The 21349-nt window shown below is 73.1% G+C and carries 17 protein-coding genes; 13 read left to right on the plus strand and 4 right to left on the minus strand.

The window, feature by feature from the left end; translation table 11 throughout:
* Window positions 1–66: 66 nt before the first annotated feature.
* The gene (locus ACIO3P_RS13135; RefSeq protein ID WP_401849542.1) at window positions 67–2925 is read right to left on the minus strand and encodes a LuxR C-terminal-related transcriptional regulator; all 2859 of its coding nucleotides are present in this window, start codon (window positions 2923–2925) and stop codon (window positions 67–69) included.
* 211 nt (window positions 2926–3136) lie between these two features.
* On the opposite strand from ACIO3P_RS13135, the gene ACIO3P_RS13140 reads away from it, so the two are divergent.
* The 3 genes from ACIO3P_RS13140 (at window position 3137) to ACIO3P_RS13150 (ending at window position 6874) form a co-directional block, all read left to right on the plus strand.
* Complete coding sequence (locus ACIO3P_RS13140) at window positions 3137–3775, plus strand: response regulator transcription factor (RefSeq protein WP_329824316.1); 639 nt, start codon at window positions 3137–3139, stop codon at window positions 3773–3775.
* A gap of 305 nt (window positions 3776–4080) precedes the next feature.
* Window positions 4081–4764: a DUF4255 domain-containing protein gene (locus ACIO3P_RS13145; protein WP_401849252.1), complete on the plus strand. Its 684-nt coding sequence runs from the start codon at window positions 4081–4083 to the stop codon at window positions 4762–4764.
* 4 nt (window positions 4765–4768) lie between these two features.
* Window positions 4769–6874, plus strand: a complete 2106-nt coding sequence (locus ACIO3P_RS13150; RefSeq protein ID WP_401849253.1) for an ATP-binding protein — start codon at window positions 4769–4771, stop codon at window positions 6872–6874.
* Between the two features lie 108 nt (window positions 6875–6982).
* On the opposite strand, the gene ACIO3P_RS13155 is transcribed toward ACIO3P_RS13150, so the two are convergent.
* Entirely contained in the window at window positions 6983–8527 is a 1545-nt protein-coding gene (locus ACIO3P_RS13155) for a hypothetical protein (RefSeq protein WP_329824313.1), read from the minus strand.
* Between the two features lie 387 nt (window positions 8528–8914).
* Between ACIO3P_RS13155 and ACIO3P_RS13160 the strand changes: the two genes are divergently transcribed.
* The 4 genes from ACIO3P_RS13160 to ACIO3P_RS13175 all read left to right on the plus strand — a co-directional run bounded on the left by ACIO3P_RS13160 (window position 8915) and on the right by ACIO3P_RS13175 (window position 11851).
* Window positions 8915–10543: a phage tail sheath subtilisin-like domain-containing protein gene (locus tag ACIO3P_RS13160; RefSeq protein ID WP_329824312.1), complete on the plus strand. Its 1629-nt coding sequence runs from the start codon at window positions 8915–8917 to the stop codon at window positions 10541–10543.
* Between the two features lie 185 nt (window positions 10544–10728).
* Window positions 10729–11172, plus strand: coding sequence for a phage tail protein (locus tag ACIO3P_RS13165; protein WP_329824311.1), 444 nt, complete (start codon window positions 10729–10731; stop codon window positions 11170–11172).
* Window positions 11172–11696 (plus strand): hypothetical protein, encoded by a 525-nt coding sequence (locus ACIO3P_RS13170; RefSeq protein ID WP_329824310.1) that lies wholly within the window; start codon window positions 11172–11174, stop codon window positions 11694–11696. The genes ACIO3P_RS13165 and ACIO3P_RS13170 overlap by 1 nt, the downstream gene beginning before the upstream one ends.
* Window positions 11693–11851 (plus strand): DUF6760 family protein, encoded by a 159-nt coding sequence (locus ACIO3P_RS13175; protein WP_329824309.1) that lies wholly within the window; start codon window positions 11693–11695, stop codon window positions 11849–11851. Before ACIO3P_RS13170 ends, ACIO3P_RS13175 begins: the two co-directional genes overlap by 4 nt.
* A gap of 100 nt (window positions 11852–11951) precedes the next feature.
* Here the strand turns inward: ACIO3P_RS13175 and ACIO3P_RS13180 are convergent, their stop codons facing one another.
* Complete coding sequence (locus tag ACIO3P_RS13180; protein WP_401849255.1) at window positions 11952–12587, minus strand: hypothetical protein; 636 nt, start codon at window positions 12585–12587, stop codon at window positions 11952–11954.
* Between the two features lie 633 nt (window positions 12588–13220).
* Complete coding sequence (locus tag ACIO3P_RS13185; protein ID WP_401849256.1) at window positions 13221–14798, minus strand: hypothetical protein; 1578 nt, start codon at window positions 14796–14798, stop codon at window positions 13221–13223.
* Between the two features lie 76 nt (window positions 14799–14874).
* Between ACIO3P_RS13185 and ACIO3P_RS13190 the strand changes: the two genes are divergently transcribed.
* The 6 genes from ACIO3P_RS13190 (at window position 14875) to ACIO3P_RS13215 (ending at window position 21295) form a co-directional block, all read left to right on the plus strand.
* Window positions 14875–15801, plus strand: coding sequence for a hypothetical protein (locus ACIO3P_RS13190; RefSeq protein WP_401849257.1), 927 nt, complete (start codon window positions 14875–14877; stop codon window positions 15799–15801).
* Window positions 15802–15862: 61 nt separating this feature from the next.
* Complete coding sequence (locus ACIO3P_RS13195) at window positions 15863–16303, plus strand: phage tail protein (protein ID WP_329824305.1); 441 nt, start codon at window positions 15863–15865, stop codon at window positions 16301–16303.
* 3 nt (window positions 16304–16306) lie between these two features.
* Window positions 16307–17029, plus strand: a complete 723-nt coding sequence (locus tag ACIO3P_RS13200; protein ID WP_329824304.1) for a peptidase M23 — start codon at window positions 16307–16309, stop codon at window positions 17027–17029.
* A complete protein-coding gene (locus ACIO3P_RS13205) occupies window positions 17029–18894 on the plus strand; it encodes a VgrG-related protein (RefSeq protein ID WP_329824303.1) in 1866 nt (621 codons plus the stop codon). The genes ACIO3P_RS13200 and ACIO3P_RS13205 overlap by 1 nt, the downstream gene beginning before the upstream one ends.
* Complete coding sequence (locus ACIO3P_RS13210; protein WP_329824302.1) at window positions 18894–19337, plus strand: GPW/gp25 family protein; 444 nt, start codon at window positions 18894–18896, stop codon at window positions 19335–19337. The genes ACIO3P_RS13205 and ACIO3P_RS13210 overlap by 1 nt, the downstream gene beginning before the upstream one ends.
* Window positions 19337–21295, plus strand: coding sequence for a putative baseplate assembly protein (locus ACIO3P_RS13215; RefSeq protein ID WP_329824301.1), 1959 nt, complete (start codon window positions 19337–19339; stop codon window positions 21293–21295). The genes ACIO3P_RS13210 and ACIO3P_RS13215 overlap by 1 nt, the downstream gene beginning before the upstream one ends.
* Window positions 21296–21349: the final 54 nt, after the last annotated feature.

The raw sequence follows: 21349 nt of genomic DNA on the forward strand, positions 1-21349 counted from the left end.
TGGCCGTGCCCGCTGGCCGTGCCCAACAGCCGTGCCTAACGGCCTTGTCAGTAAGGGGAGTTCGGGCTATCGGGTCTCCGTGGGGTGTGCGGGTACCGGGGCCAGCGCTGTCTTCAGGTCCGCCCTTCTGCGGATGCCGAGCTTCCGGTACGTGCTGGTCAGGTGGGTCTCCACGGTGCGCTTGGCCAGGTGCAGCAGTTCGGATATCTCCGCGTTCGTGCTGCCGTCCGCGGCCAGTGCCGCGATACGGCGTTCGCTCGCGGTGAGCGAGGGCGTGCCGGTGAGCGGGGCGTTCCTGCGGCGGGCCCCGCTGGCCAGCAGCGCCGCCTCCGCCGTGGCCAGCAGGCGGGGGGCCGCGAGGCGTTCGGCCGTCGCCGCCGCCTCGCGGAGCAGCGGGCGGGCCCGGCCGGGGCGGCCCGCCGAGGTGAGCTGGCGGCCGTGGGCGACGAGGGCGTGGACGAGTTCGGTGTCGAGCGGGGTGTTGCGCAGGGTGTCGACGGCCTCGCCGGTGAGTTCCAGGCCGTGCCGGCCGCCGGTGGCCGCGCCCTGGACGCGCAGCGCCCGGCCCCGTACACGCGGGGTGTTCCACACGGTTGCGTACCGGTGCTCCACCTCGGCGAGCGCCAGCGCCTCCTGCGGCTGTCCCAGGGCGAGATGGCACTCGGCGGCGGCCGAGCGCCACGGCGTGACGATGGGGCTCTCCACGTTCCGGCCGAGCTGGCGTCTGCCGCACTCCAGGAAGTCGGCCAGCGCGCCCGCCGGGTCGCCGGTGGCGGCGCGCAGGACGCCGCGCGCGTACAGGAAGCGGTTGAGCTCCCAACTGTCGTGCGCCTCGCTGACGTCGACGCCCTCGGCGAGGCGCCCCGCCTCCGCCGTACGGCCGAACTCGACGAGCGCCAGCATCCGCTGGGCCAGGAAGTTGCTGGGCCCGGCGCGCGGTGTGTCCTCCGGGGGCGGGGTCGCGCCGGCGGTCTCCTCCAGCACCCGGGCGTACTGGCCGCGCCCGGCGGCGATGTCCACCCGTACGTTGAGCAGGGAGCCGTGGATCGGGTGCAGCGACGACAGCCTGTGCTCGGTCAGCCCGGCCCTGACCAGCCGTTCCGCGTCGTCCGGCGCGTCCGCCCACTGGGCCACGGCAGCCGCCGTACCCAGCAGGTACGGCACCAGCAGCGGATCCTCCGGCGCCGTCAGCAGCCGCCGGATCTGCCGCGTGGCCCAGTCGGCGGATATCAGCCCGGCCGTCGCCTCGTACCGGATGAGGAGGGTCCGTACGGCCGGACTCATCCGTTCCGGGGAGCGCGCCGCGGTCTCGCGCAGCCGGGCGTAGACCTCGCGCCGTATCTCCGGGTCGTGGTCGGAGAGGAGCGCGGACGCGCTCTGGACGGTACGGGCCAGGACCGGTTCGTCCTCCAGGGTGCCGAGGCCGCCCAGGACGTCGAACGCCGCGCGCGGCTCGCCCCGGTGGGCCAGCGCCGTGCCCAGCGTGACCGCCGTCAGGACGCGCTCCCTCGGCGCCTCCTGGAGGCGCAGCGCCTCGGCGAGCCGGGATATCCCCGCCGACCGTACGGTGGTGAACTCCAGCGCGCCGAGTTCGGCCAGTACCGCGGCCCTGCGCTCGCGCGGCAGCGGTTCGTCCAGCGCCCGGCGCAGACAGGCGACCGCGTCGGCGGTCCTGCCCTCCCTGGCCGAGACGGACGCGGCGTCCAGCAGGGTCTGCGGCACCCACGCCGTGCCGTCCGGCGGGGTACGCAGCAGATGGGCGGCCACGGCCCTGGCCCGGTCGCCCCGGCGGCGGCGCAGCTCGGCGGCGCGGCGGTGCACGGCCTGGCGGTGCGAGCGGGGCCAGCCGTCGAGTACCGCCTCGCGCAGCAGCGGGTGGGCGAAGCGCGGGCCGCCGTGGACGGGGTCGCGGCGCAGTACGCCGAGCCGGACCATGGCGGTGAGCCAGCCGGCGACGCGCGAGGGGTCGGCCCAGGTCACCTCGGCCAGGAGGCTGCCGAGGTCGTCCTCGGGAACGGGGTGGTGGGTGTCGGCGTCGGCCTGCGCGTCCTCCAGTTCCGCCAGCGTCCTGGCGACCGTCGCCGTACCGGGCCCCGCGCTCTCCAGCCACCACGACACCGCCGCGACGAACGCCCCCGGATACAGCTCGGCGCAGCTCGCCGGCAGCCGCACGCCGTGCCCGGCGCCCTGGTCGGTGTCCGGGAACACCGCCCGCAGGTCGTCGAGGAGGGCCCGCAGCAGCAGGGGGTTGCCCGCGCCCGCCCGTACGCAGCCCTCCACCCACTCCGCGGAGACGGCCGGGGCGTCCGCGCCGCCGCGGATGAGTTTCTCGGCCGCCGCCCGGCTCAGCGGCGCCAGCGCGTGCGAGCCGACCACGGCGGGCGGCAGGGCGTGCGCCAGACCCGGGGACGGGGGCGCGATGTCGTACTGGCCGCGTTCGGTGACCACCATCAGCACGCGCAGCCCGGCCATCCTGCGGGCGCCCTCCGTCAGCCAGCGCCGGGAGGACCGGTCCGCGAGGTGGACGTCGTCCACGGCGACCAGCAGCGGCTGCTGTTCCGCGTATGCGCAGAGCCGCCGCCACAGCCCGGCGGAGGACGCCGCCCCCGCGATACCGTCGTCGGGGCCGAAGTCGGCGGGCGGACACAGGAGCTGGCGTACGAGGGCGAGCGGGCCCCCGGCGCCGTCGGCGGAGGCGTGCGCCCGCAGTACCCGCATGCCGAGCTGGGCGCCCAGGTCCGCGGCGGCTTCGAGCAGCGTGCTGCGCCCCGTACCGGTGGGGCCGCGGAACACGACGAGCCGGCCGGAACCGTCCAGCGCGCGACCGGCCTCGACGGCGAGCAGGTCGAGCGCGGCCTCGCGTTCGAGCGGCGCGGGGAAGGGCGCGGGGAAGGGAGAAGGGTGGGAGAGCAGAGGTGGGGGCATGTGTGGGGGTGGCGATGTCCTCGGGAACGGGGTGGTGGCGTGGTCCGGGCAGGCGCCCGGTCCGGCGCCCCGGTACGCGTTCGATGCCGCGGTCATGGGTAACCTCCCGCCGATCTCGTGGTCGGTCTCGTGGTGGGCCACGGTTGCGGCCTCCGCACTGACAGAGGGACGGTGGGAAGAGATTGTTCCGCTAACGCAAGGACGTAAGGGAATGGTTCTCCGTACCCCGGCCAGAATCCCGGTCGAGGTCCACGCATCGGACCCGCTCTCCCTCGCAGGAGCAGCCAGCCAACTCCGCAGACAGCCGGAGATAGAGCTGGTCGAGGAGGCCGCCGGACGGCCGGGAACGGTCGCGGTCCTGCTCGCCGAGGCGCTGGACGAACCCACCCTGTCCCGGCTGAGGCGGCTGATCAGGGCGGACGGCACCCGGGCCGTCCTCGTCACCAGCATGATCCGCGAGGCCGAACTGCTCCAGGTGATCGAGTGCGGCGTCGGCGCCATCGTCTGGCGGCGCGAGGCCACCGGACACCGGCTCCTCCAGGCGGTCCTGGCGGCCTCCCGAGGTGACGGCGACCTCCCCTCCGACCTGCTGGGACGACTGATCGCCCAGGTCGGAACGTTGCAGCGCGGCACGACGAACGTGCCGGGCGCCCCCGCCTCGGGGCTGGCGCCGCGCGAGGTGGACGTGCTCCGGCTGGTCGCCGAGGGGATGGATACCGGGGAGATTGCCAGCAAACTGTCGTACTCCGAACGCACCGTCAAAAATGTCATGCACGGTCTGACGACCCGTTTGCAACTCCGGAACCGCGCCCATGCCGTGGCCTATGCCTTGCGGGAAGGCTACATCTGATGGATCGGACCTGAGTCAAGGTTCTCGGGGGCAGAGGAGCGTGCCCCTTGATCGTCCCGCCCGTGCCTCGTGGAGCGGATGCCCCGCGGTCCACGATCGACCGGGGTATGTCGTGCTGTCACACCGGCGCGCCGAGGGGCGCGAGGGGTGTACGGGACCGCCGTGGGCCCGGTGCGGAACGTGGCTGTCGGCCGACGGCCCCACCCCATGAAACCCCCTGTGAACACCCCCATGAAGACCACCGATGAGTGACCGACCGCCTGCGAGCGACCGACCGGCCGGCGACGATGTGAAGGGCTGCGACCGTGATCCACGAGGTGGACGACGTCCTCAAGCGCCTGCTGACCAGCGGCGCCCTCGCGGGGTCCGGTGTCGAGGTCGCCTTCGACGCCCCGACCCGCGACTGGGCGGCCCGTCAGAACGCCCCGATCATCGACGCGTACCTCTACGACATCCGTGAGGACACCCGGCGGCGCGAGCGCGGCGCGGCGGCCGTCCGCGACGACCGGGGCGTCGTCCTCAAGCGGCGTGAGGCGCCCCGCTGGTTCCGGCTCGCGTACCTCGTCACCGCCTGGACCAAACGCCCGCAGGACGAACACCGGCTGCTCTCGGCCGTACTGGCCACGCTCCTGCCCCGCGAACTCCTCCCGCCGCACGAGTTGTCCGGCGCCCTGGCCGAACTCGGGCTCACCATCCCGATGTCCGTCGCGGGGCTGCACACCGAGGCGCGCTCGCTCGCCGACATCTGGTCGGCGCTCGGCGGCGAACTCAAGCCCTCGCTCGACGTGGTGATCACCGCGCCCTTCCCGTCCTTCCCCGAGTACGACGTCGGCCCGCCGGTCACCGAAGGCGCGGGCGTGCGGGTCCGGGCCGTGGACGGCTCGCTGGAGGACAGCCGCGAGCGGTTCCACATGCCCCGGCACCTGGCGAAGAGCACGGGCAAGAGCACGGGCAAGGGCGCGGGCAAGGGCGCGGGCACGAAGGAATGACGGAATGAACGAGGCAACTCCGCTGCTCGACCGGCTGGCCGGGCTGCGCGAGCGCGTGGCGCGGCTGGTCGAACACCGCAGCGCCGACGACCCGACGGCCACGGACCCCATGCGCGGGCTCTACCTGCCGGAGGAGACGATCTGGCGGCTGCTCTCCGCGCCCCCGGTTCCGGCGGACCCGCCGGAACCGGCGGGCCGGGCGGCCGAAGACGGTTCGGACGGGGCGGCAGGACCTGTCGACCGGCTCGACCATCTCGCGCGGCGGCTGCGCCTCAGCGAACTCGACACCGGGATCCTGCTGATCGCCCTCGCGCCCGACCTCGACCGGACCTTCGAGGCGCTGTACGGCTACCTCAACGACGACGTCAGCCGCCGCCGGGCGACCACCGGGCTCGCGCTCGACCTGTCGGGCGTGCCCGCGCACTCCGCCGCGGGGCGGGCCAGGTTCCACGCGTCGGCGCCGCTGGTCTCGCTGGGCCTGCTCGTCGTGGAGGAGCCCGAACGCCCCTTCCTCAGCCGCGGCCTGCGCGTTCCCGAGCGGGTGCTGGCGCATCTGCTGGGCGACGACACCGCGGACACGGTGCTGGACGGAACGGTCAGGCCGCTCCCGTACACCGGGACGGAGTCCGCGCCCGGAACCGGCGCCGCGACCGACCCGTTGGTCCCCCTGCTGGCCGCGCGGCTCGCGGCCGGTCCCTGCACGGTCTACCTGCGCGAGCACCGCGAGGGCGACGGGCTGAGCTGCGCCACCGCCGCCCTGGGCGCGGCGGGGATCGGAGCGCTGCACCTCACGCCGGCCGCGGGGGAGGGGCCGCAGGGCGAGCAGCCGCCCGGGGAACGCCCGCCGAGGGAGCCCGTCCCGTACGCCGAAGTGCTCCGGGAGGCGCGGCTGTCGGGGCGCGCCATCGTCGTCACCTCGCTGCCCGAGAGGCCGCAGGAGCTGATACGGGCACTGTCGGCGGCCGATGTGACGGTGCTGCTGGCGGGGACCCGTCCGTACGACCCCCACTGGTGCGACAACGTGGCCCGGGGCGGCGAACCGCTGGTGCTGGACGCGCCCCGGCAGCGGGCGGGCAACCTGGAGGCATGGACGGCGGCGCTGGGCGGCTCCCGGGAGACCGGCGAGGCGGCGGGCGGCAGTACGGAGCTGGGCTTCGATCTGACGCCCGTCGTGGCCGCGTACCGCCTCGGCGACGAAGGCATCAACCGCGCGGCCCGCGCGGCGCTCGACCTGGCCGCCTTCGACGGTACGCCGCTGTCGGCGGCCCATGTGCGGCTCGCCGCCCGCCAGCAGTCCGCGTCCGGCCTGGAACAGCACTCCCGCCGGATCCGTCCCGACGTCACCTGGGACGACCTCGTCCTCCCGGAGAAGCCGCTGGAACAACTGCACGAACTGGCCGTGCGCTCCCGCAACCGTGACCGGGTCCTCGGTGACTGGCGGCTCAGTGCGGGCGGCGGGCGCGGGCGCGGCGTGCTGGGGCTGTTCGCGGGCGGGTCGGGTACGGGCAAGACGCTCTCCGCCGAGGTGGTCGCCGCCGAACTCGGCCTGGATCTCTACGTCGTACAGCTCTCGTCGATCGTGGACAAGTACGTCGGTGAGACGGAGAAGAACCTGGAGCGGATCTTCACCGAGGCCGACCGTACGGACGCGGTCCTGCTCTTCGACGAGGCCGACGCCGTCTTCGGCAAGCGCTCCGAGGTGAAGGACGCGCACGACCGGTACGCGAACATGGAGAGCGCGTATCTGCTCCAGCGGCTGGAGTCGTTCGACGGGATCGCGCTGCTGACGACGAACCTGCGCGGCAACATCGACGAGGCGTTCACCCGCCGCCTGGACCTCGTGATCGACTTCCCGTTCCCCGACCAGCCCCAGCGCCTCGCGCTCTGGCGCCACAGCCTCAAGCACGTCCCCTGCGTCGACGGCATCGACCCGTCGGCGTGCGCCAGGGACTTCGAGCTGGCGGGCGGTTCGATCCGCAGCGCGGTCGTCACGGCCGCGTACGCGGCGGCGGGGCGGGGCGAGTCCGTCTCCAACGCCGACCTGCTGGCGGGCGCGCAGCGCGAGTACCGCAAGGCGGGCCGGCTGGTACTGGACGACGTGGACTGGTAGTTGGACCGGACCGGTCATGGGGCCGCCCCGGTCACCGGGGTGGCTCCGCCCACCGGGGTGGCTCCGCCCACCGGGGCCGCTCCGCCCACCGGTCCGGTCACCTCACCGTCACTCCATCGGCGCCGGGAGCCAGTCCTCGGCCGTCACCGAGCCCGGATTGTCCAGTTCCTTGGTCCAGCCCGCCTTCATCTGGTTGAGCGTGATCCCGTCGAGCACCCCGGTCTGCTCGGTGTCGGTCTGCGACTGGTACAGCTTGATCCACCCCGCGAGGGAGTCGGTCACCGGCTGCTTGAGTACCGGACCGCCCCGGAGGTACTCGATGTTGGCCTTCGTGAGCGGCACCGTGGTGGCCAGGTCGCCCTGGTCGATCTCCGCCTGGGTGCCCCAGACCAGGATGTTCCGCACCCACGGCACCTCCGGGTCCTCCTCGCCCTTCGTCAGCGGGAGCGACTCCTTCCCGACGAAGTGGGCGGACAGGAGCGCGGTCATCGTGGTGCGGCCCAGGTTGCCGAGCCCGTCCGTCTTCTCCAGCGCGCTGAAGGTGCCGTACTTCTTGTCGTTGGACTTCTGGAAGCACTCCAGCGCCGCCTGGGTCGCCGGGTCCAGTTTGCCGACGGTGTAGTCGCCGGTCAGCTTGCAGTCGCTGGCGCCCTTCGCCAGCCGTACCTGGGCGAACTGGACGAAGAGATTGGGCTTGTCCTCCGAGGTGATGGGCAGCGGACCGCCCGTCTTCTCCTCCTTGGGCTCCCCGCCGCCGCCCTTCTCCTCCTCCTTCTCCTCCTTGTCCCCGTCGTCCGTCTTCGGCTGCTCGGCGGGCGTGTCGTCCTCCGGCAGCTTCACGGACGGTTTCGGCGCGGGAGCCTCCGGCAGCGCGCTCGACACCGGCTTCTGGGCCACTTCCTGCGCGACGCTGCGGACCTGCGGCTTGTAGGCGAACCAGAGGACGACGCCGGCGATGGTGAGCGCGAGTATCAGGCTCAGCGCGGTCATCAGCCAGTAGGGCAGCACGCTGCGCTGCTCGTACGTCCCGTTCACCGGCAGGGGTTCGGTCCCCGAGCGCCGCACCGCCAGTTCGTACGGCCGCTGCTGCTTCTGCCCCGCCCAGGTGATCTGCTTGGGCTTGAGCGTCGCGTCGACGAAGGCCGCGCGGCCGGGCTCGATCTGGACGTTGGAGGGGACGATCTCGTAGGAGAGCTCGTCGCCGGTGTCGCCGCCGCTGATCGACGCGGTGAGCTTGGTGTTGCCGAGGTTGTCGACGGCCAGCCGGGGCCGGCCCTTGAAGCGTCCCTTGACGGTGTGCGGGACCAGTTCGGCCCGTACCTCCATGAACGGGGTGAAGGTGACGTTGCCCTCGGCGACCGTGGTGGCCTCCGGGTGCTCGGTGGGCATGACCCGCACCCCGAACGGATGTGGTCCGGCAGCCGAGTCCGGGGTACGGGGCGGGGCGAACGTCAGCTCCACGACCCCGGTGGTGCCCGGGAAGAGCCGCACCGAAGGGGGCTCGACCGTCACGTACGGGGCGACCTCTCCGACCGTCTCGAAGCGGTACTCGTCGACCACATCACCCGTGTTGCGCAGACGCAGTCGTACGGTGGTGCTGCTGCCCGGGTCGACGGTGGTCGAGGCGGGCTCCAGAGCTGTCCAGATGGTCACCCCCCGGACGCTAGTGGCCCCGGGCGGGACGGGGTCAGAAGCCGTCGGGTACGGCCGCTGCCCGAAGGGGCTCCGGCGGCTGCCCTCGGGGCCTTCCGTCCGGTACGTGCCGGGGACCGTGCCCGTCGGGGGCCCGCGCGGCCCGCCGGGTCAGGCACGGTCAACTGTCCGGCGGGACCGTCGGGATGCCCGAAGAGGCAGGCTTTCCGGCCCGGCGCCCTGGTGTGATGGCCCTGCGCCCCGCCGTGGTCACACCCCGCGCGGGCGGTTCCCGCCGACGAGGGCAGAAAACATGCCCTCGGTCAGGTACCGCAGGACGTTTCAACCTGCGGGTACGCGCGTGACAGTGAGATGACGACTTGTCTTGTACCCCGAGGAGAGCAGAGCATGCCGTCTTACCTGTCGCCGGGCGTATACGTGGAAGAGGTGGCCAGCGGCTCGCGTCCGATCGAGGGTGTGGGCACCTCCGTGGCGGCCTTTGTCGGGCTGGCGCCGGAAGGACCGCTCAACGAGCCGACGCTGGTGACCAACTGGACGCAGTACGTCGCGTCCTTCGGTGAATTCACCGACGGCTACTTCCTGGCGCACTCGGTGTACGGCTTCTTCAACAACGGCGGAGCCGCCGCCTACGTCGTCCGTGTGGGCGGTGCGCGCGGCGGAGTGTCGGGCGCGCCCGCGGAGGGCACCGACTCGGTCAACGGCCGGCGCGGCCGGTCCGCCGTCGGCGCCGGTGGCGCGGAGCCCCTGGCCCTGACGGCCGCGGAGCCCACGGCGCTCGGCACCTTCAAGGTGTCGGCCGTCGCGCCCGGCGAGAGCGGTTCGCTCAGCGTCGAGGTCGCGGACGCCGAGGGCGAGGGCCCGGCCGAGCGTTTCCGTCTGATCGTCAAGGACGGCGCGAAGCCCGTCGAGACCTTCGACGTCTCCGCCAAGAAGAGCGCCCGCAACTATGTGGTCACCCAGGTCAAGGAGCGCTCCAAGCTGATCACCGTGGTGGAGGCCGCCGCTGCTTCGCAGCTCGCCCGCCCGGAGAACCAGACGGTCGCCCTCGCCGTTCCCACCGCGCCCGCCGCGGCCCCGGCCGTTCCGGACGCGGTGGAGGCCGAGGAGGTGGGCGTCGCCCACTACCTGGGCGACTCCGCGGACCGTACCGGCTTCGGCGGTCTTGAGGCGGTGGACGAGGTCTCGATGGTCGCCGTCCCCGACCTGATGTCCGCCTACCAGCGCGGTGACATCGACCTGGAGTCCGTCAAGGCCGTCCAGCTCGGCCTGATCTCGCACTGCGAGATGATGGGCGACCGGCTCGCCATCATCGACCCCCCGCCGGGCCTCAACGCCCGCCAGATCCGGGTGTGGCGCCAGGAGACGTCCAACTACGACTCCAAGTACGCGGCGCTGTACTACCCGTGGATCAAGGCGTTCGACCCGGCCACCGGCAAGACGCGGCTCATCCCGCCGAGCGGTCACGTGGCGGGCATCTGGGCCCGTAACGACTTCGAGCGCGGTGTGCACAAGGCCCCCGCCAACGAGGTCGTACGCGGCGCGGTCGACCTGGAGATGCAGGTCACCCGGGGCGAGCAGGACCTGCTCAACCCGCTCGGCATCAACTGCATCCGCTCCTTCCCCGGCCGCGGTATCCGCGTCTGGGGTGCGCGTACCCTGAGCTCCGACCCGGCCTGGCGCTACCTCAACGTCCGCAGGTACTTCAACTACCTGGAGGAGTCCATCCTCATCGGGACCCAGTGGGTGGTGTTCGAGCCGAACGACCACGCGCTGTGGGCCCGTATCCGCCGCAACATCTCGGCGTTCCTGATCACCGAGTGGCGCAGCGGCGCGCTCTTCGGCGCCACGCCGGAAGCGGCGTACTACGTGAAGTGCGACGAGGAGACCAACCCGCCGGAGTCGGTGGACCTCGGCCGTGTGATGTGCGAGATCGGCGTCTCGCCGGTCAAGCCGGCCGAGTTCGTGATCTTCCGGCTGGCGCAGATCTCCGGTGCCGGCAGCGAGCTGGAGGAGTAGAAGGCGGCTTCTTCGCCGGCCGGCGGTTCTCCGCCGGCCGGCTCGCCCGACGGGCGGAAGCGGCAGCCGCCGTGGCCGGCGTGACAGCGGCTGGAGCGGTGGCAGCGGTAACAGGAAGCGCGACGGCGTAAGCGGTAGCGGCAGCAGTAGCGACAGCGGTAGCGGTAGCAGAAGGAGCACGCTCCATGAGTCTTCAGCCTCATGACTCTTTTACTTCACACAACTTCGGACTGCAGATCGACGGCGTCCTGGTCGAGTACCTCCAGGAGGCGACCGGCCTGACGATGAAGCAGGACGTCATCGAGAGCAAGTCGAACTCGGCCCAGGGCCAGCCGACGACCTCCAAGGCGCCCGGCGTCCAGGTCGCGGGCGAGGCCACGGTCGTCCGCGGTATGACGATGTCCGACGCCTTCGACACCTGGATCAAGGACTCGATCCGCGGTGACATGGGGTCGGCGCGCAAGAACGCCACCATCGTGGTGATGGACTACCAGATGAACCCGGTACGGCGCTACAACATGCGCAACGCCTGGTGCTGCGCCGTCGAGGGCAGCGCGCTGAAGGCCGGTGAGGCGGGCACGCTCACCGAGACCGTCACGATCACCTACGAAGAAATGTCAATCGAGTAATGCGCCGAGGGGTACCTACCAAGTCCGCTCCGGGGGACGAGGTTCCGGCACAGGCACCGGCACCGGCGCAGGCTCAGACGCCCGCGCCGGCGCCGGCCCCCGCGCCCGCCCCGGCACCGGAACCCGCCGTGCGGCGGGAGCCTGAAAGGGAGCGGATGCGTACGGAGTTCGCGTTCGAACTGCCGCGTGGATACGTGGACAGCGAAGGCGTCGTGCACCGTGACGGGACGATGCGTCTGGCGACGGCGCGGGACGAACTGATCCCGCTGACGGATCTGCGGGTTCAGCAGAACCCCGCGTATCTGTCCGTGGTCCTGCTCGGCCGGGTCATCACCCGGCTGGGCGGTGTGCCCATGGTGCACGACGGCGTGGTGGAGAACATGTTCGCCTCCGACCTCGCCTTCCTCCAGGACTTCTACCGTCAGATCAATGCCGAGGGCCACACGAGGGCCGGGGTCAACTGCCCGCACTGCGAGCAGCCGTTCGAGGTCGAACTCGGCGGGAGCCGCCTGGGGGAATCGTGACGTACGCGACCGACCGCATCCATGAGGAGGTCGCGTACATCGCCTACCACTTCCACTGGAGCCTGGAGGACATCCTGGACCTCGAACACCGCGAGCGTCGGCGGTACGCCGAACAGATCGCCACGCTGGTGACGCGCGCGACGGGGGAGCGGTAATGGGAATGTTCGACCGGTTCCGGGGCCGGGGCCGTGGTGGCTCCGGTGCCAGTGCCGTGGGTGGGGAAGGGGACGGCGTACGGCCGTCCCCCGCCCCTGTTCAGGACGCCTCCGGTGCGGCCGTCCCGGGTTCGGACGCCGGTGGCTCCGGTGCCGGCGCCCCCGGGTCCGGGGCCGGTTCCGGTTCTTCCGGTTCCGGTTCCGCTTCCGTGGCGCCCGCCGGGGGGCGGGGCTGGGCCGCGCTGCCGCCGATCCAGCGCGCCCCGGCCTCGCACGCGGTCGCGTCCGCCACCTTCTCCGGGACGCTGGCCACCTGGCAGAACCCCTCCTTCACCGGGACGCTCTCGCACGCCGTTCTCGACAGCGCGCCGACCGGCCTGATCCGGGACGCCCTGACACCCGCCTCGACCTCCAGGTCCGGCGGACTCGGTGAGCCCTCGCTCTCGCTGCCGGTCGCGGTGGTCGACGACACGGTCGCGGGCGCCGGTGCGCCGGATGCGGTTGGTGCGGGCGGTACGGGCGGTTTCCGTGCGGCCCCCGCGATCCAGCGCGCGACGGGCCCCCGGGTCACCCCGGTACGCCCCCGTCCCGCCGCCTCTTCCACCACTTCTTCCGCTTCCGGGGCCACGGCGGCCCCCGCGCCCGTGCAGCGCGCCCTGACCCGGGCTCCCGCGCCGCGCACCGCGCAGCGCCGGGTGCTTCCGGTGGCCGCGCCACGAACGACGGCTCCTCGCACGGCTGCTCCCCGTACCGCCGCTCCTCGTACGGAAGCGCCGCGCACGGCGGCTCCTGCTGCTGCTCCTTCCGCTTCTCCTTCTGCTTCTCGTTCTGCTTCTGCGGCGGCTCCTTCTGCGGCAGCCTCCGCGCCGCTGGTCGCCGCGCCTGCTCCCGCGCCCGCGCCCGCGCCTGCTCCTGTTCCGCCTCGGCCCACTCGGTCGTCGGCCGCTTCCGGGGCTTCCGCGTCCGGGGCTGCCGCGCCGTCGCCCGCTTCTCGTACGAGCGCGGCTCCCGTGCCCGTGTCGCCTCCTCCGGCCGCGCCTGCCTCCCCGGCGCTCCCTGTCGCGGGGCCGTCGAGCGCGCCCGCGCCCGCTTCTCCGTCGCCCGCTCCGGTGGCTCCGGTGCAGCGCGCCGTCGCGCCCGGTCCGAAGCGGTCCGGTGGCGAGCCCGAGGGCGACTCGGGCAGCGGTACGGGCGGTGGATCGGCCCCGGTCGTCCCGCCGGGCCCCGGGCCCCGGCCCGGGGGGCCGCGGGGCGCGACGGGCCCGGCCACGCCTCCGGCCGCCCCGACGCCCCCGGCTCCCGCCCGCAGCGGCCCCGCCCGGCCCACGCCGTCGGCGGAACCCGCTCTTCCGGTAGCCCCGGCGCCTGTTCAGCGCAGCGCGGCGCCCCGTAGCTCCGGCAGCCGTTCGACCGCGCTGGGCGCGCCCAGCGCGGGCCCCGCCGTACCCCCGCCCTCCCGGGCTTCCTCTTCTTCTTCCTCGGCCTCGCCTTCTTCGTCGCCTTCTTCGTCGGCGTCGACACCGCCGCCGCCGCGCCGTTCCCTGCTGGGCGCCCCCGTGTCCGGTACGCCCGGTTCGGGACGGCCGCCGATAGTGCAGCGCGCTCCGCAGAAGCAGTCCGGCGGTTCGGCGACCCCGCCGCCCGCCCGGCCGTCCGCGCAGCGGCTCACCGCGCCGGGCGCGTCCGGTTCCTCCGGCACCGGATCGGCCCCGGTCCGTCCTGGTGCGAGCGGGCCGTCTCCCGCCGCGCCGGGCCCGCGTACCTCCGGCGGAACGCCGACCCCCGCGACCGGTGGAACCGCTCCGGTGCAGCGACTCGCGGCGCCTGACGCCTCCACCGGCGGGCCGGGCCCCGTGCCGCCGGTCGCCGGTTCCGGTGGTGGCGCCGCGCCCGTGCAGCGCTCCGTCGCTCCGCCCACCGGCGCTGCGGGCGCCCCGCGCACGAGCCCGGGGCCGGCCCGACCGGAACCGGTGGTCCGTCCCGGCCTGGCCGCGCCCACCGGTCCTTCGGTTCCGGCGGGTTCCGGTCCGCGCGTTCCCGGTCCGGCCGGCCCGTCCGGCGGGCCGACGAGCGCTCCGCCGGTGCAGCGGCTCGCCGTGAACGCCCCTGCCCCGTCGCCTGCTTCAGCTCCCGCCTCTTCCTCCGCCTCCGCACCTTCGGCGTCGGCTTCCGTTTCCCGTTCCGGATCGGCCACGGGCGCGTCTGCTCCGTCCGCACCGAGTGCGGCACGTCCGGCACGTCCTGCGGCGGCTCCCGTCTCCGCGCCGGTCCCGGTCTCCGCGCCCGCTCCCGAGAGCAGCGCGCCCGCGCCGTCCGCGCTGCCCGTGGCGCCTCCTCCGGCCGCGCCGGCCAGTACGTCCACTCCGTCCGCCCCGTCCGTCCAGCGGGCGCCGTCGCAGGGCGCGTCGGCCGTCACCACCGCGTCGGCGGAGGCCCCCTCGGTGCTCCGGCCGGGCCCCGCGCCCGCCGCTCCGCTGGTGGGCTCCGCCCGGCCGGTGATGACGGCGCGCTCCTCCGGTTCGGCCCCCGTGTCCCGTACCGCGCCCGCGGCTCCGCGTCCGGCCGGGACACCGTTGCGAAAGCTGCCCGCAGCTTCCGCTTCCGGCTCTTCCCCGGCCGCTGCTCCCGCTTCCGGCGGCTCCGCCGCTCCCGTACAGCGGGCCGTGGCCCCCGCGCCCGGTTCCAGGGGCCCGGCGGCTCCCGTGCAGCGGGCCGCCGCGCCCGGCGGCGCTGCCCCGACACCGGCCCAGGCTCCGGACTCGGCCCCTGCCCCGGGTCCCGCCGCCCGGCCGTTGCTGGCCGCGCAGCCCCGTTCCGGGCCGCTGACCTCCTCGGCCCCCGCGGCTCCCGCGTCTCCGACGTCCGTGGCCCCCGCGTCCCCGGCCGCCCCGGCGGCCGTTCCGCTGCGCCGTACCGCACCGGCCGACGCCGCCAGCCCGTCAGGCACGTCAGGCCCGTCCGCTCCGGGGCCCGGTGGGGCAGTTCAGCGCGCCGCCGTGAAGTCGGCCACCGTACAACCGGCCGTGTCACCCGCTGTACCCCCTGCCGTGCAGCGTGCCGCCGCCCCGCGCCCCGCGCAGCCCGGTCGGCACACCCCCGTCCAGCGCTCCGCGCCCGCCCCGGCTGCCGTACCCGCTCCGGAGGGTCCGCCCGTACAACTCAGCACGGACGGGCTGCGGTTCAGCGGTGTGGCCCCGGCCTTCCCCGTCGTGCAGCGCGCGGCCTCGGGACCGACCGCCGGACCGACCGCCGGACCGGCCGCCGGTCCGGCTCCGGCCCCTGCGCCGGCGCCTTCCGCCCCGGGCGGCTTCGTCCGTACGCCGGTGATGAGCGCCCCCGGCGCCCCGGCCCCCGGCGTCCAGTCGACCGGCATCCAGTCGACCGGTGTCCCCGCAACCGGCAGCGCCCCCGCCCCCGGTGGCGCCCCCCTCGCGACGCCGGCCGCGCCCAACCGGGTCGTGTCCCTCGCCCCCGCCGCGCCCCGGCCGCCCGTGGATCTCCCGGTGCAGCGGGCCGCCGCGACCCCGGCCGTGGGGCCCCCGGCCGTCCCGCAGTCCGTCCGGCCCGCTCCGGCGGCCGCGCCCGCGCCCGTCACGGCGTCCGCGCCCCGCCGCGCCACCTCCGTCGCGATACAGCGGGACGTGGCCGTTCAGCGGGATGTCGCGGTGCAGCGGGACGTCGGCGGGCGTGGCGGGTCCCGTGGGAAGGGCGGCGGGTTCGCCGGGCGGGGGTCGACGCGGCACAGCGTGTCCTCGGGCGACGGCTCCTCGGGGCAGGACTCCTCGAAGACGTCGACCCCGCCCTCCGTGACCAGCCAGTTCAGGCCCCGTGAGCTCAAGGAGGATCAGATGGCGGAGCTGGTCCACCGGCTGATCGGGCCGCTGACCCGGCTGCTCCGTACCGAACTGCGGCAGGACCGTGAGCGGATCGGGAAGCTGCGCGACCACTGACGTCCTGATCCGCCCCCACCGACCCCGCTCCCGCACGCGTAACCGCAGGAAGGCCCACTGGATGTCCCAGGAGCTCGATCCCGGCACCACCATCTTCTTCCACCTCTCGATCGACGGTGAGAGCCTGGGCACGTTCAACGGCTGTGAAGGTCTCGCCTCCCAGGTCGAGATCGAGCAGCGCCAGGAGGGCGGCAACAACGGCTTCGTCTGGCAGTTGCCGACCCGCATCAGCTACTCCAACATCACGCTGACGCGCCCGCTCCGCCCGGAGACGTCGAAGGTCGCGGCCTGGATCTCCTCCATCACCACCGGGGTGACCCGGCCCACCGCGCAGATCGTCGCCCTGCGCGCCAATGGTTCGATCGTCGCCCAGTGGGGGCTGCTCGACGTCCTTCCGGTGAGCTGGCGCGGGCCGTCCTTCGACCCGAACAGTCCCGCCGTGGCGACGGAGGTCCTGGAGATCGCGCATCACGGCTTCACGGAAGCCGGGGGAGAGGGTTAACCGATGGACCTCAGCAGCTTCGGTATCGGTGACAGCCTGGTACGGGCGACGCTCGCCATCCATCAGCCGCCGATCGGCAGCAGCACCAAGCCCGGTGCGCTGATGAAGATGTTCGAATTCGACTTCAACCCGTCCCAACTGTCGCTGACCCGGCGGGCGAACTGGAAGACCACGCCCACGGCCGCCGTACGCGACGGCGCCGTCCCGGAGTTCATGGGGCCCGAGCCCCGGGAGATGACGGTGGAGATCTTCCTCGACCGCTCGGACGACCCGGACAGCAACGACGTGCGCAAGAAGGTCGAATCGCTCTTCTCCTGCTGCGAGACGACCACCGCCAGCATCGCGGCGAAGCAGCCCTCCACCCCGTGGGTGATCTTCGAGTGGGGCGCCTTCTCCACCGCGCGCTTCAACGCGTACGTGAGTTCGGTGGAAGCCTCGTACACTCTCTTCAACACCACGGGGATGCCGATCCGCGCCACCTGTCAGGTGAGCCTGCACGAGATCCCGAGCGACACGCTCGGCCAGAACCCCACCTCGGGCGCGCTCACCTCCCGGCGGGTGCACCGGTCGGTGGCGGGCGACTCGCTCCAGTCGCTCGCCTGGCGGGAGTACGGGGACGCCAACGCGTGGCGCACGATCGCCGAGGCCAACGGCATCGACAACCCGTCGGTGCTGACCCCCGGCACCGAACTGATGCTTCCCGCGGGTGAGGAGGAGGAAGCCTGATGCCCGAGATCGGTTTCTCCTCGATCCTCTACGTGAAGATCGCGGGCAAGAAGCTCAAGTCTCCCGAGGACAAGCAACTCGTGGGCGGCTGGGTCGACTTCGGCTCCGGAGTGCCCGGCGCGTTCCAGCTCACCTTCCGTGACCAGAAGAGGAAGCTCCTCGGCGATCTGAACGCCAAGATCGGGGAGCAGGTGGTCATCGCGCCCGTCACGGACGGCGACGGCGCGCAGAACCCGCTGATCACCGCTGAGATCACCGCCCTGGAGACGGACTACGACGCCTCCGGTACGTTCACGGTCATCCGTGGCTACGACAAGGGCCACCGCATGTTCCGGCAGCGGCGCGTGAAGGCGTACTTCAACAAGTCCGGCAGCGACATCGCGAAGGAACTGGCCCGCAAGAGCAATGTCCCGCTCGGCAAGGTCGAGTCCTCCGGCGCCAAGTACGAGTTCATCAGCCAGCCCAATGTCACGGACTGGGAGTTCGTCCAGCGGCTCGCGGAAGAGGCCGAGATGGTGATGTACATCAACTCGGAGGGCAAGTTCCAGTTCGTCAAGCGGAAGCCGGCCGCCTCCGCCCCGCCGGTGAGCACTCCCAGCGACAAGAGCCCGTTCGTCCTGGCCGGCGGGGTGGAGATCCTGCGCTGCCGGTCCGCGGTCACCTCGGCCGACCAGGTCGCCCAGGTCGAGGTCCGCGGCTGGAGCGTCCAGGACAAGAAGGAGGCCGTGAGCACGGAGGGCGCCCTGAAGAACGACGGCTTCAAGATCGGTACGACCCCGGCCCAGGTGACGGCGCGGTTCGGCAAGGCCCGGCTCGTCGCGACCGACCAGCCCTACGACAGCACGGCCGAGACCGACAAGGCGGCCAAGTCGCTCTCCGACGACGTCACCTCCTCCTTCGCCGAGGTGGACGTCATGGCGCGCGGCAACCCCGAGCTGCGCCCCGGGATCCCGGTCACCCTCGCGGACGTGGGCGAGCCCTTCGAGGGCAAGTACACGGTCACCGGGGCCCGCCACACCTTCGGTGACCAGGAGCACTACCTGACGCACCTGACCGTCACCGGGCGCCAGTGGCGCTCGCTGTACGGGCTCACCTCCGGCGGGGGAGGGGGCGGCGGGGACACGTCCCGGATACCGAGCGTCGCCAACGCCCTGGTCACCAACATCAAGGACCCGCTCAAGCAGGGGCGGGTCAAGCTGAAGTTCCCGTGGCTGGACGACACGTACACCACCGACTGGGTCCGTACGGTCCAGTTCGGCGGGGTGAAGGGCGGCGGCCTCATCGGCCCGGACGTCAACGACGAGGTGCTGGTCGCGTTCGACCGCGGCGCCCTCGACCACCCGTTCGTGATCGGCGGCCTCTACAACGGCCAGGACAAGCCCGGCACCGTCGACGTGCCGCCGTACGACGCGACACGCGGCAAGGTCACCCGGCGCACCCTGGCCGACCGCAGCAACAACCGTATCGACCTGCTCGACCAGGGCGTGGGCCGCAAGCGCGGGGTGCGGCTCTCCACCGGCAACAACAGGCTCGTCATCAACCTGGACCGGACGAAGACCGAGATCACCGTGGACAGCGCGGGCAAGGTGTCCATCAAGGGATCCACGTCGGTGTCCGTCAGGGCGGGCACCAATCTGTCCCTGTCGGCGGGCGGGAGCGTGTCGATCCAGAGCGGCGGGGTGATGAGCATCGCCTCCGGCGGCCCTCTCAACATCAGGGGCACCGCGCTGTCCCTCCTCGGCACGGCCGCGGTGAACGTGAACTCTCCGGCAGCCGTCCTGATCGGCTCCGGCATCAGCATCGGTCTGAACGCGCCCCTGGTCACCTCCAAGATGAAGCCGATCCTGACCGTAGGAGGTGTCTGATGGCCGAACAGTTCGTGGGCTCCGGCTGGGCCTTCCCGATGCGCATCAGCCCCACCGGTGGCATCGCCATGGTCAGCGGGGAGCGCGAGGTCGAGGAGGCCATCCGGCTCGTCCTCGCCACCGCTCCGGGCGAGCGCCCGATGCGGCCCGAATTCGGCTGTGCCATCCACGACATGGTCTTCGCCCCGGTCAACGAGGCCACCGCAGGCCGGATCCAGCACGAGGTGTACTCCAGCCTCGACCGCTGGGAGCCGCGCATCGAGGTGGAGGACGTCACGGTGACCGCCGGGGACGACGACGGTGTGCTCTACATCGACGTGCGCTACGCGATCCGGGGCACCAACAACCCGCGCAGCCTGGTCTTCCCGTTCTATGTCATCCCCTCACACGACGGACCCGAGGGGTCCGGCACGTCCGACGCACACATTGGAAACGACCGCTGATGGCCCTCCCCTCCCCGAACCTCGACGACCGCCGCTTCCAGCAGTTCGTGGACGACGCCAAGCGGTACATCCAGCAGCGCGCCCCCGAGTGGACCGACCACAACGTCTCGGACCCGGGGGTCACCCTGGTCGAGACGGTCGCGCACATGGCCGACCAGATCGTGTACCGGCTGAACCGGGTGCCCGAGAAGAACCACCTCGCGTTCCTCGACCTCATCGGGATCACCCTCTTCCCGCCGTCGGCGGCGCGCGCCGATGTCACGTTCTGGCTGTCGGCGCCGCAGGAGCAGCCGCTGATCGTGGCGACGGGCACCGAGGTCGCCTCGTCCCGGGCCCACGACGAGGAATCGATCGTCTTCGCCACCGAGCGTGAACTCACGGTGGTCCCGTGCGAGTTGTCGTACCTCGTCACACAGCGGGAGGGCGACCAGCCGGTCGACCACACCTCCGACCTCGCCGAGGCCAACGACGTGCACTGCTTCGGGGAGTCCCCGCGCCCCGGCGACCGCGTGCTGTTCGGGCTCAGCGCCGCCGTACCGGACTGCGCGGTCGTCATCGAGCTCGACAGCCAGGTGGACGGTGTCGGTGTGGACCCCCGGCAGCCCCCGCTGGTCTGGGAGGCGTGGACGGCGGACGGCTGGGTCGCCTGCGAGGTCGAGCGGGACACCACCGGTGGTCTCAACCGCCCCGGCGAGGTCGTGCTGCACGTCCCCGGCGGCCACGCGCTCTCCCGTACGGCACGGCGCGAGGCCGGATGGCTGCGCTGCCGGGTCACGGAGCCGCTCCAGGACCAGCCGTTCTACACCAACTCGCCCACCGTCCGCTCCTCCGAGGCGTTCACCATCGGCGGCACCACGAGCGTCGTGCACGCCGAGACGGTGCGCGACGAGGCGCTGGGCGAGGCCACCGGGCTGCCGGGGCTGCGGCTGCGGCTGGCCCGTACGCCCGTCGTCGGCGATGTGCCCCCGCTGCTGCTCCAGGTCGCCGAGCGCGACGGCTGGACCGACTGGGAGAGCGTCGGCCACTTCGCCGCATCGGGCCCCGACGACCGGCACTTCACGCTCGACGCGACGACCGGTGAGATCGCCTTCGGCCCGGCCGTACGCGAGGCGGACGGCACCCTGCGCCAGTACGGTGCGGTCCCGCCCAAGGGCGCCCCGATCCGGGCGAACCGCTACCGCACGGGCGGCGGCAAGGCGGGCAACGTGGCGCGCGGCGCGATCCGGTTGCTGCGCGACTCCGTCCCGTACGTCTCCGAGGTGAGCAACCGGGAGGCCGCGCGGGGCGGTGTCGACGGCGAGAGCGTCGAGGAGGCGAAGCTCCGGGCACCGATCGCGCTCAGCGCCCAGGACCGGGCCGTCACGCTGCGGGACTACGAGGAACTGGCCCGGCGCGCGGCGCCCGAGACGGCCCGTATCACCTGTCTGGAGGCGGAGCCGGACGAGCACGGGGCGCACGCCGTACGGGTCCTGGTGGTGCCGCAGGCCGTCTCGGACCTGGGCGGGCGGCTGCGGTTCGAGCAACTCGTGCCGAGCGACGCCCTGCTGGCGCGGATCACCCGCTACCTGGACGAGCGGCGCCTGATCGGGACCCGGCTGGCGGTCGGCCCGCCGTACTACCAGGGCGTGACCGTCGTCGCCACGGTGCACGCCTTCCGGGGCACCGACACCGACCGGGTGCGCCGCCAGGCGCACGACGCGCTCTACCGCCACCTCGATCCGCTGACCGGCGGTGCGCACGGCACGGGCTGGCCGTTCGGGCGTCCGGTGCAGGCGGGCGAGATCTTCGCGGTGCTGCAACGGGTGCCGGGCGTCGAGCTGGTGGACGAGGTGCTGCTGCACCCGGCCGACCCGCTCAGCGGCAAGCGCGGCGACCCGACGGAGCGGATCGACCTCCAGGCCCCGGCGCTGGTCTTCTCGTTCGACCACCGCGTCCGGGTGATCGGCGACGCGTCGTGACCGGCGACGGCGTCGCGGGGACGAGCACGCGCGGCTCGGTGGACGGTCTTGCCT

This window comes from Streptomyces sp. NPDC087310 (assembly GCF_044744405.1).
GTDB lineage: Bacteria > Actinomycetota > Actinomycetes > Streptomycetales > Streptomycetaceae > Streptomyces.

Bases quoted from the DNA above. Each gene is read 5' to 3' on its own strand.
- ACIO3P_RS13200 (WP_329824304.1), top strand. From the start codon at position 16,307: ATGGACCTCAGCAGCTTCGGTATCGGTGACAGCCTGGTACGGGCGACG.
- ACIO3P_RS13150 (WP_401849253.1), top strand. From the start codon at position 4,769: ATGAACGAGGCAACTCCGCTGCTCGACCGGCTGGCCGGGCTGCGCGAG.
- ACIO3P_RS13210 (WP_329824302.1), top strand. From the start codon at position 18,894: ATGGCCGAACAGTTCGTGGGCTCCGGCTGGGCCTTCCCGATGCGCATC.
- ACIO3P_RS13135 (WP_401849542.1), bottom strand. From the start codon at position 2,925: ATGCCCCCACCTCTGCTCTCCCACCCTTCTCCCTTCCCCGCGCCCTTC.
- ACIO3P_RS13170 (WP_329824310.1), top strand. From the start codon at position 11,172: ATGCGCCGAGGGGTACCTACCAAGTCCGCTCCGGGGGACGAGGTTCCG.
- ACIO3P_RS13165 (WP_329824311.1), top strand. From the start codon at position 10,729: ATGAGTCTTCAGCCTCATGACTCTTTTACTTCACACAACTTCGGACTG.
- ACIO3P_RS13140 (WP_329824316.1), top strand. From the start codon at position 3,137: ATGGTTCTCCGTACCCCGGCCAGAATCCCGGTCGAGGTCCACGCATCG.
- ACIO3P_RS13195 (WP_329824305.1), top strand. From the start codon at position 15,863: ATGTCCCAGGAGCTCGATCCCGGCACCACCATCTTCTTCCACCTCTCG.
- ACIO3P_RS13215 (WP_329824301.1), top strand. From the start codon at position 19,337: ATGGCCCTCCCCTCCCCGAACCTCGACGACCGCCGCTTCCAGCAGTTC.
- ACIO3P_RS13205 (WP_329824303.1), top strand. From the start codon at position 17,029: ATGCCCGAGATCGGTTTCTCCTCGATCCTCTACGTGAAGATCGCGGGC.
- ACIO3P_RS13160 (WP_329824312.1), top strand. From the start codon at position 8,915: ATGCCGTCTTACCTGTCGCCGGGCGTATACGTGGAAGAGGTGGCCAGC.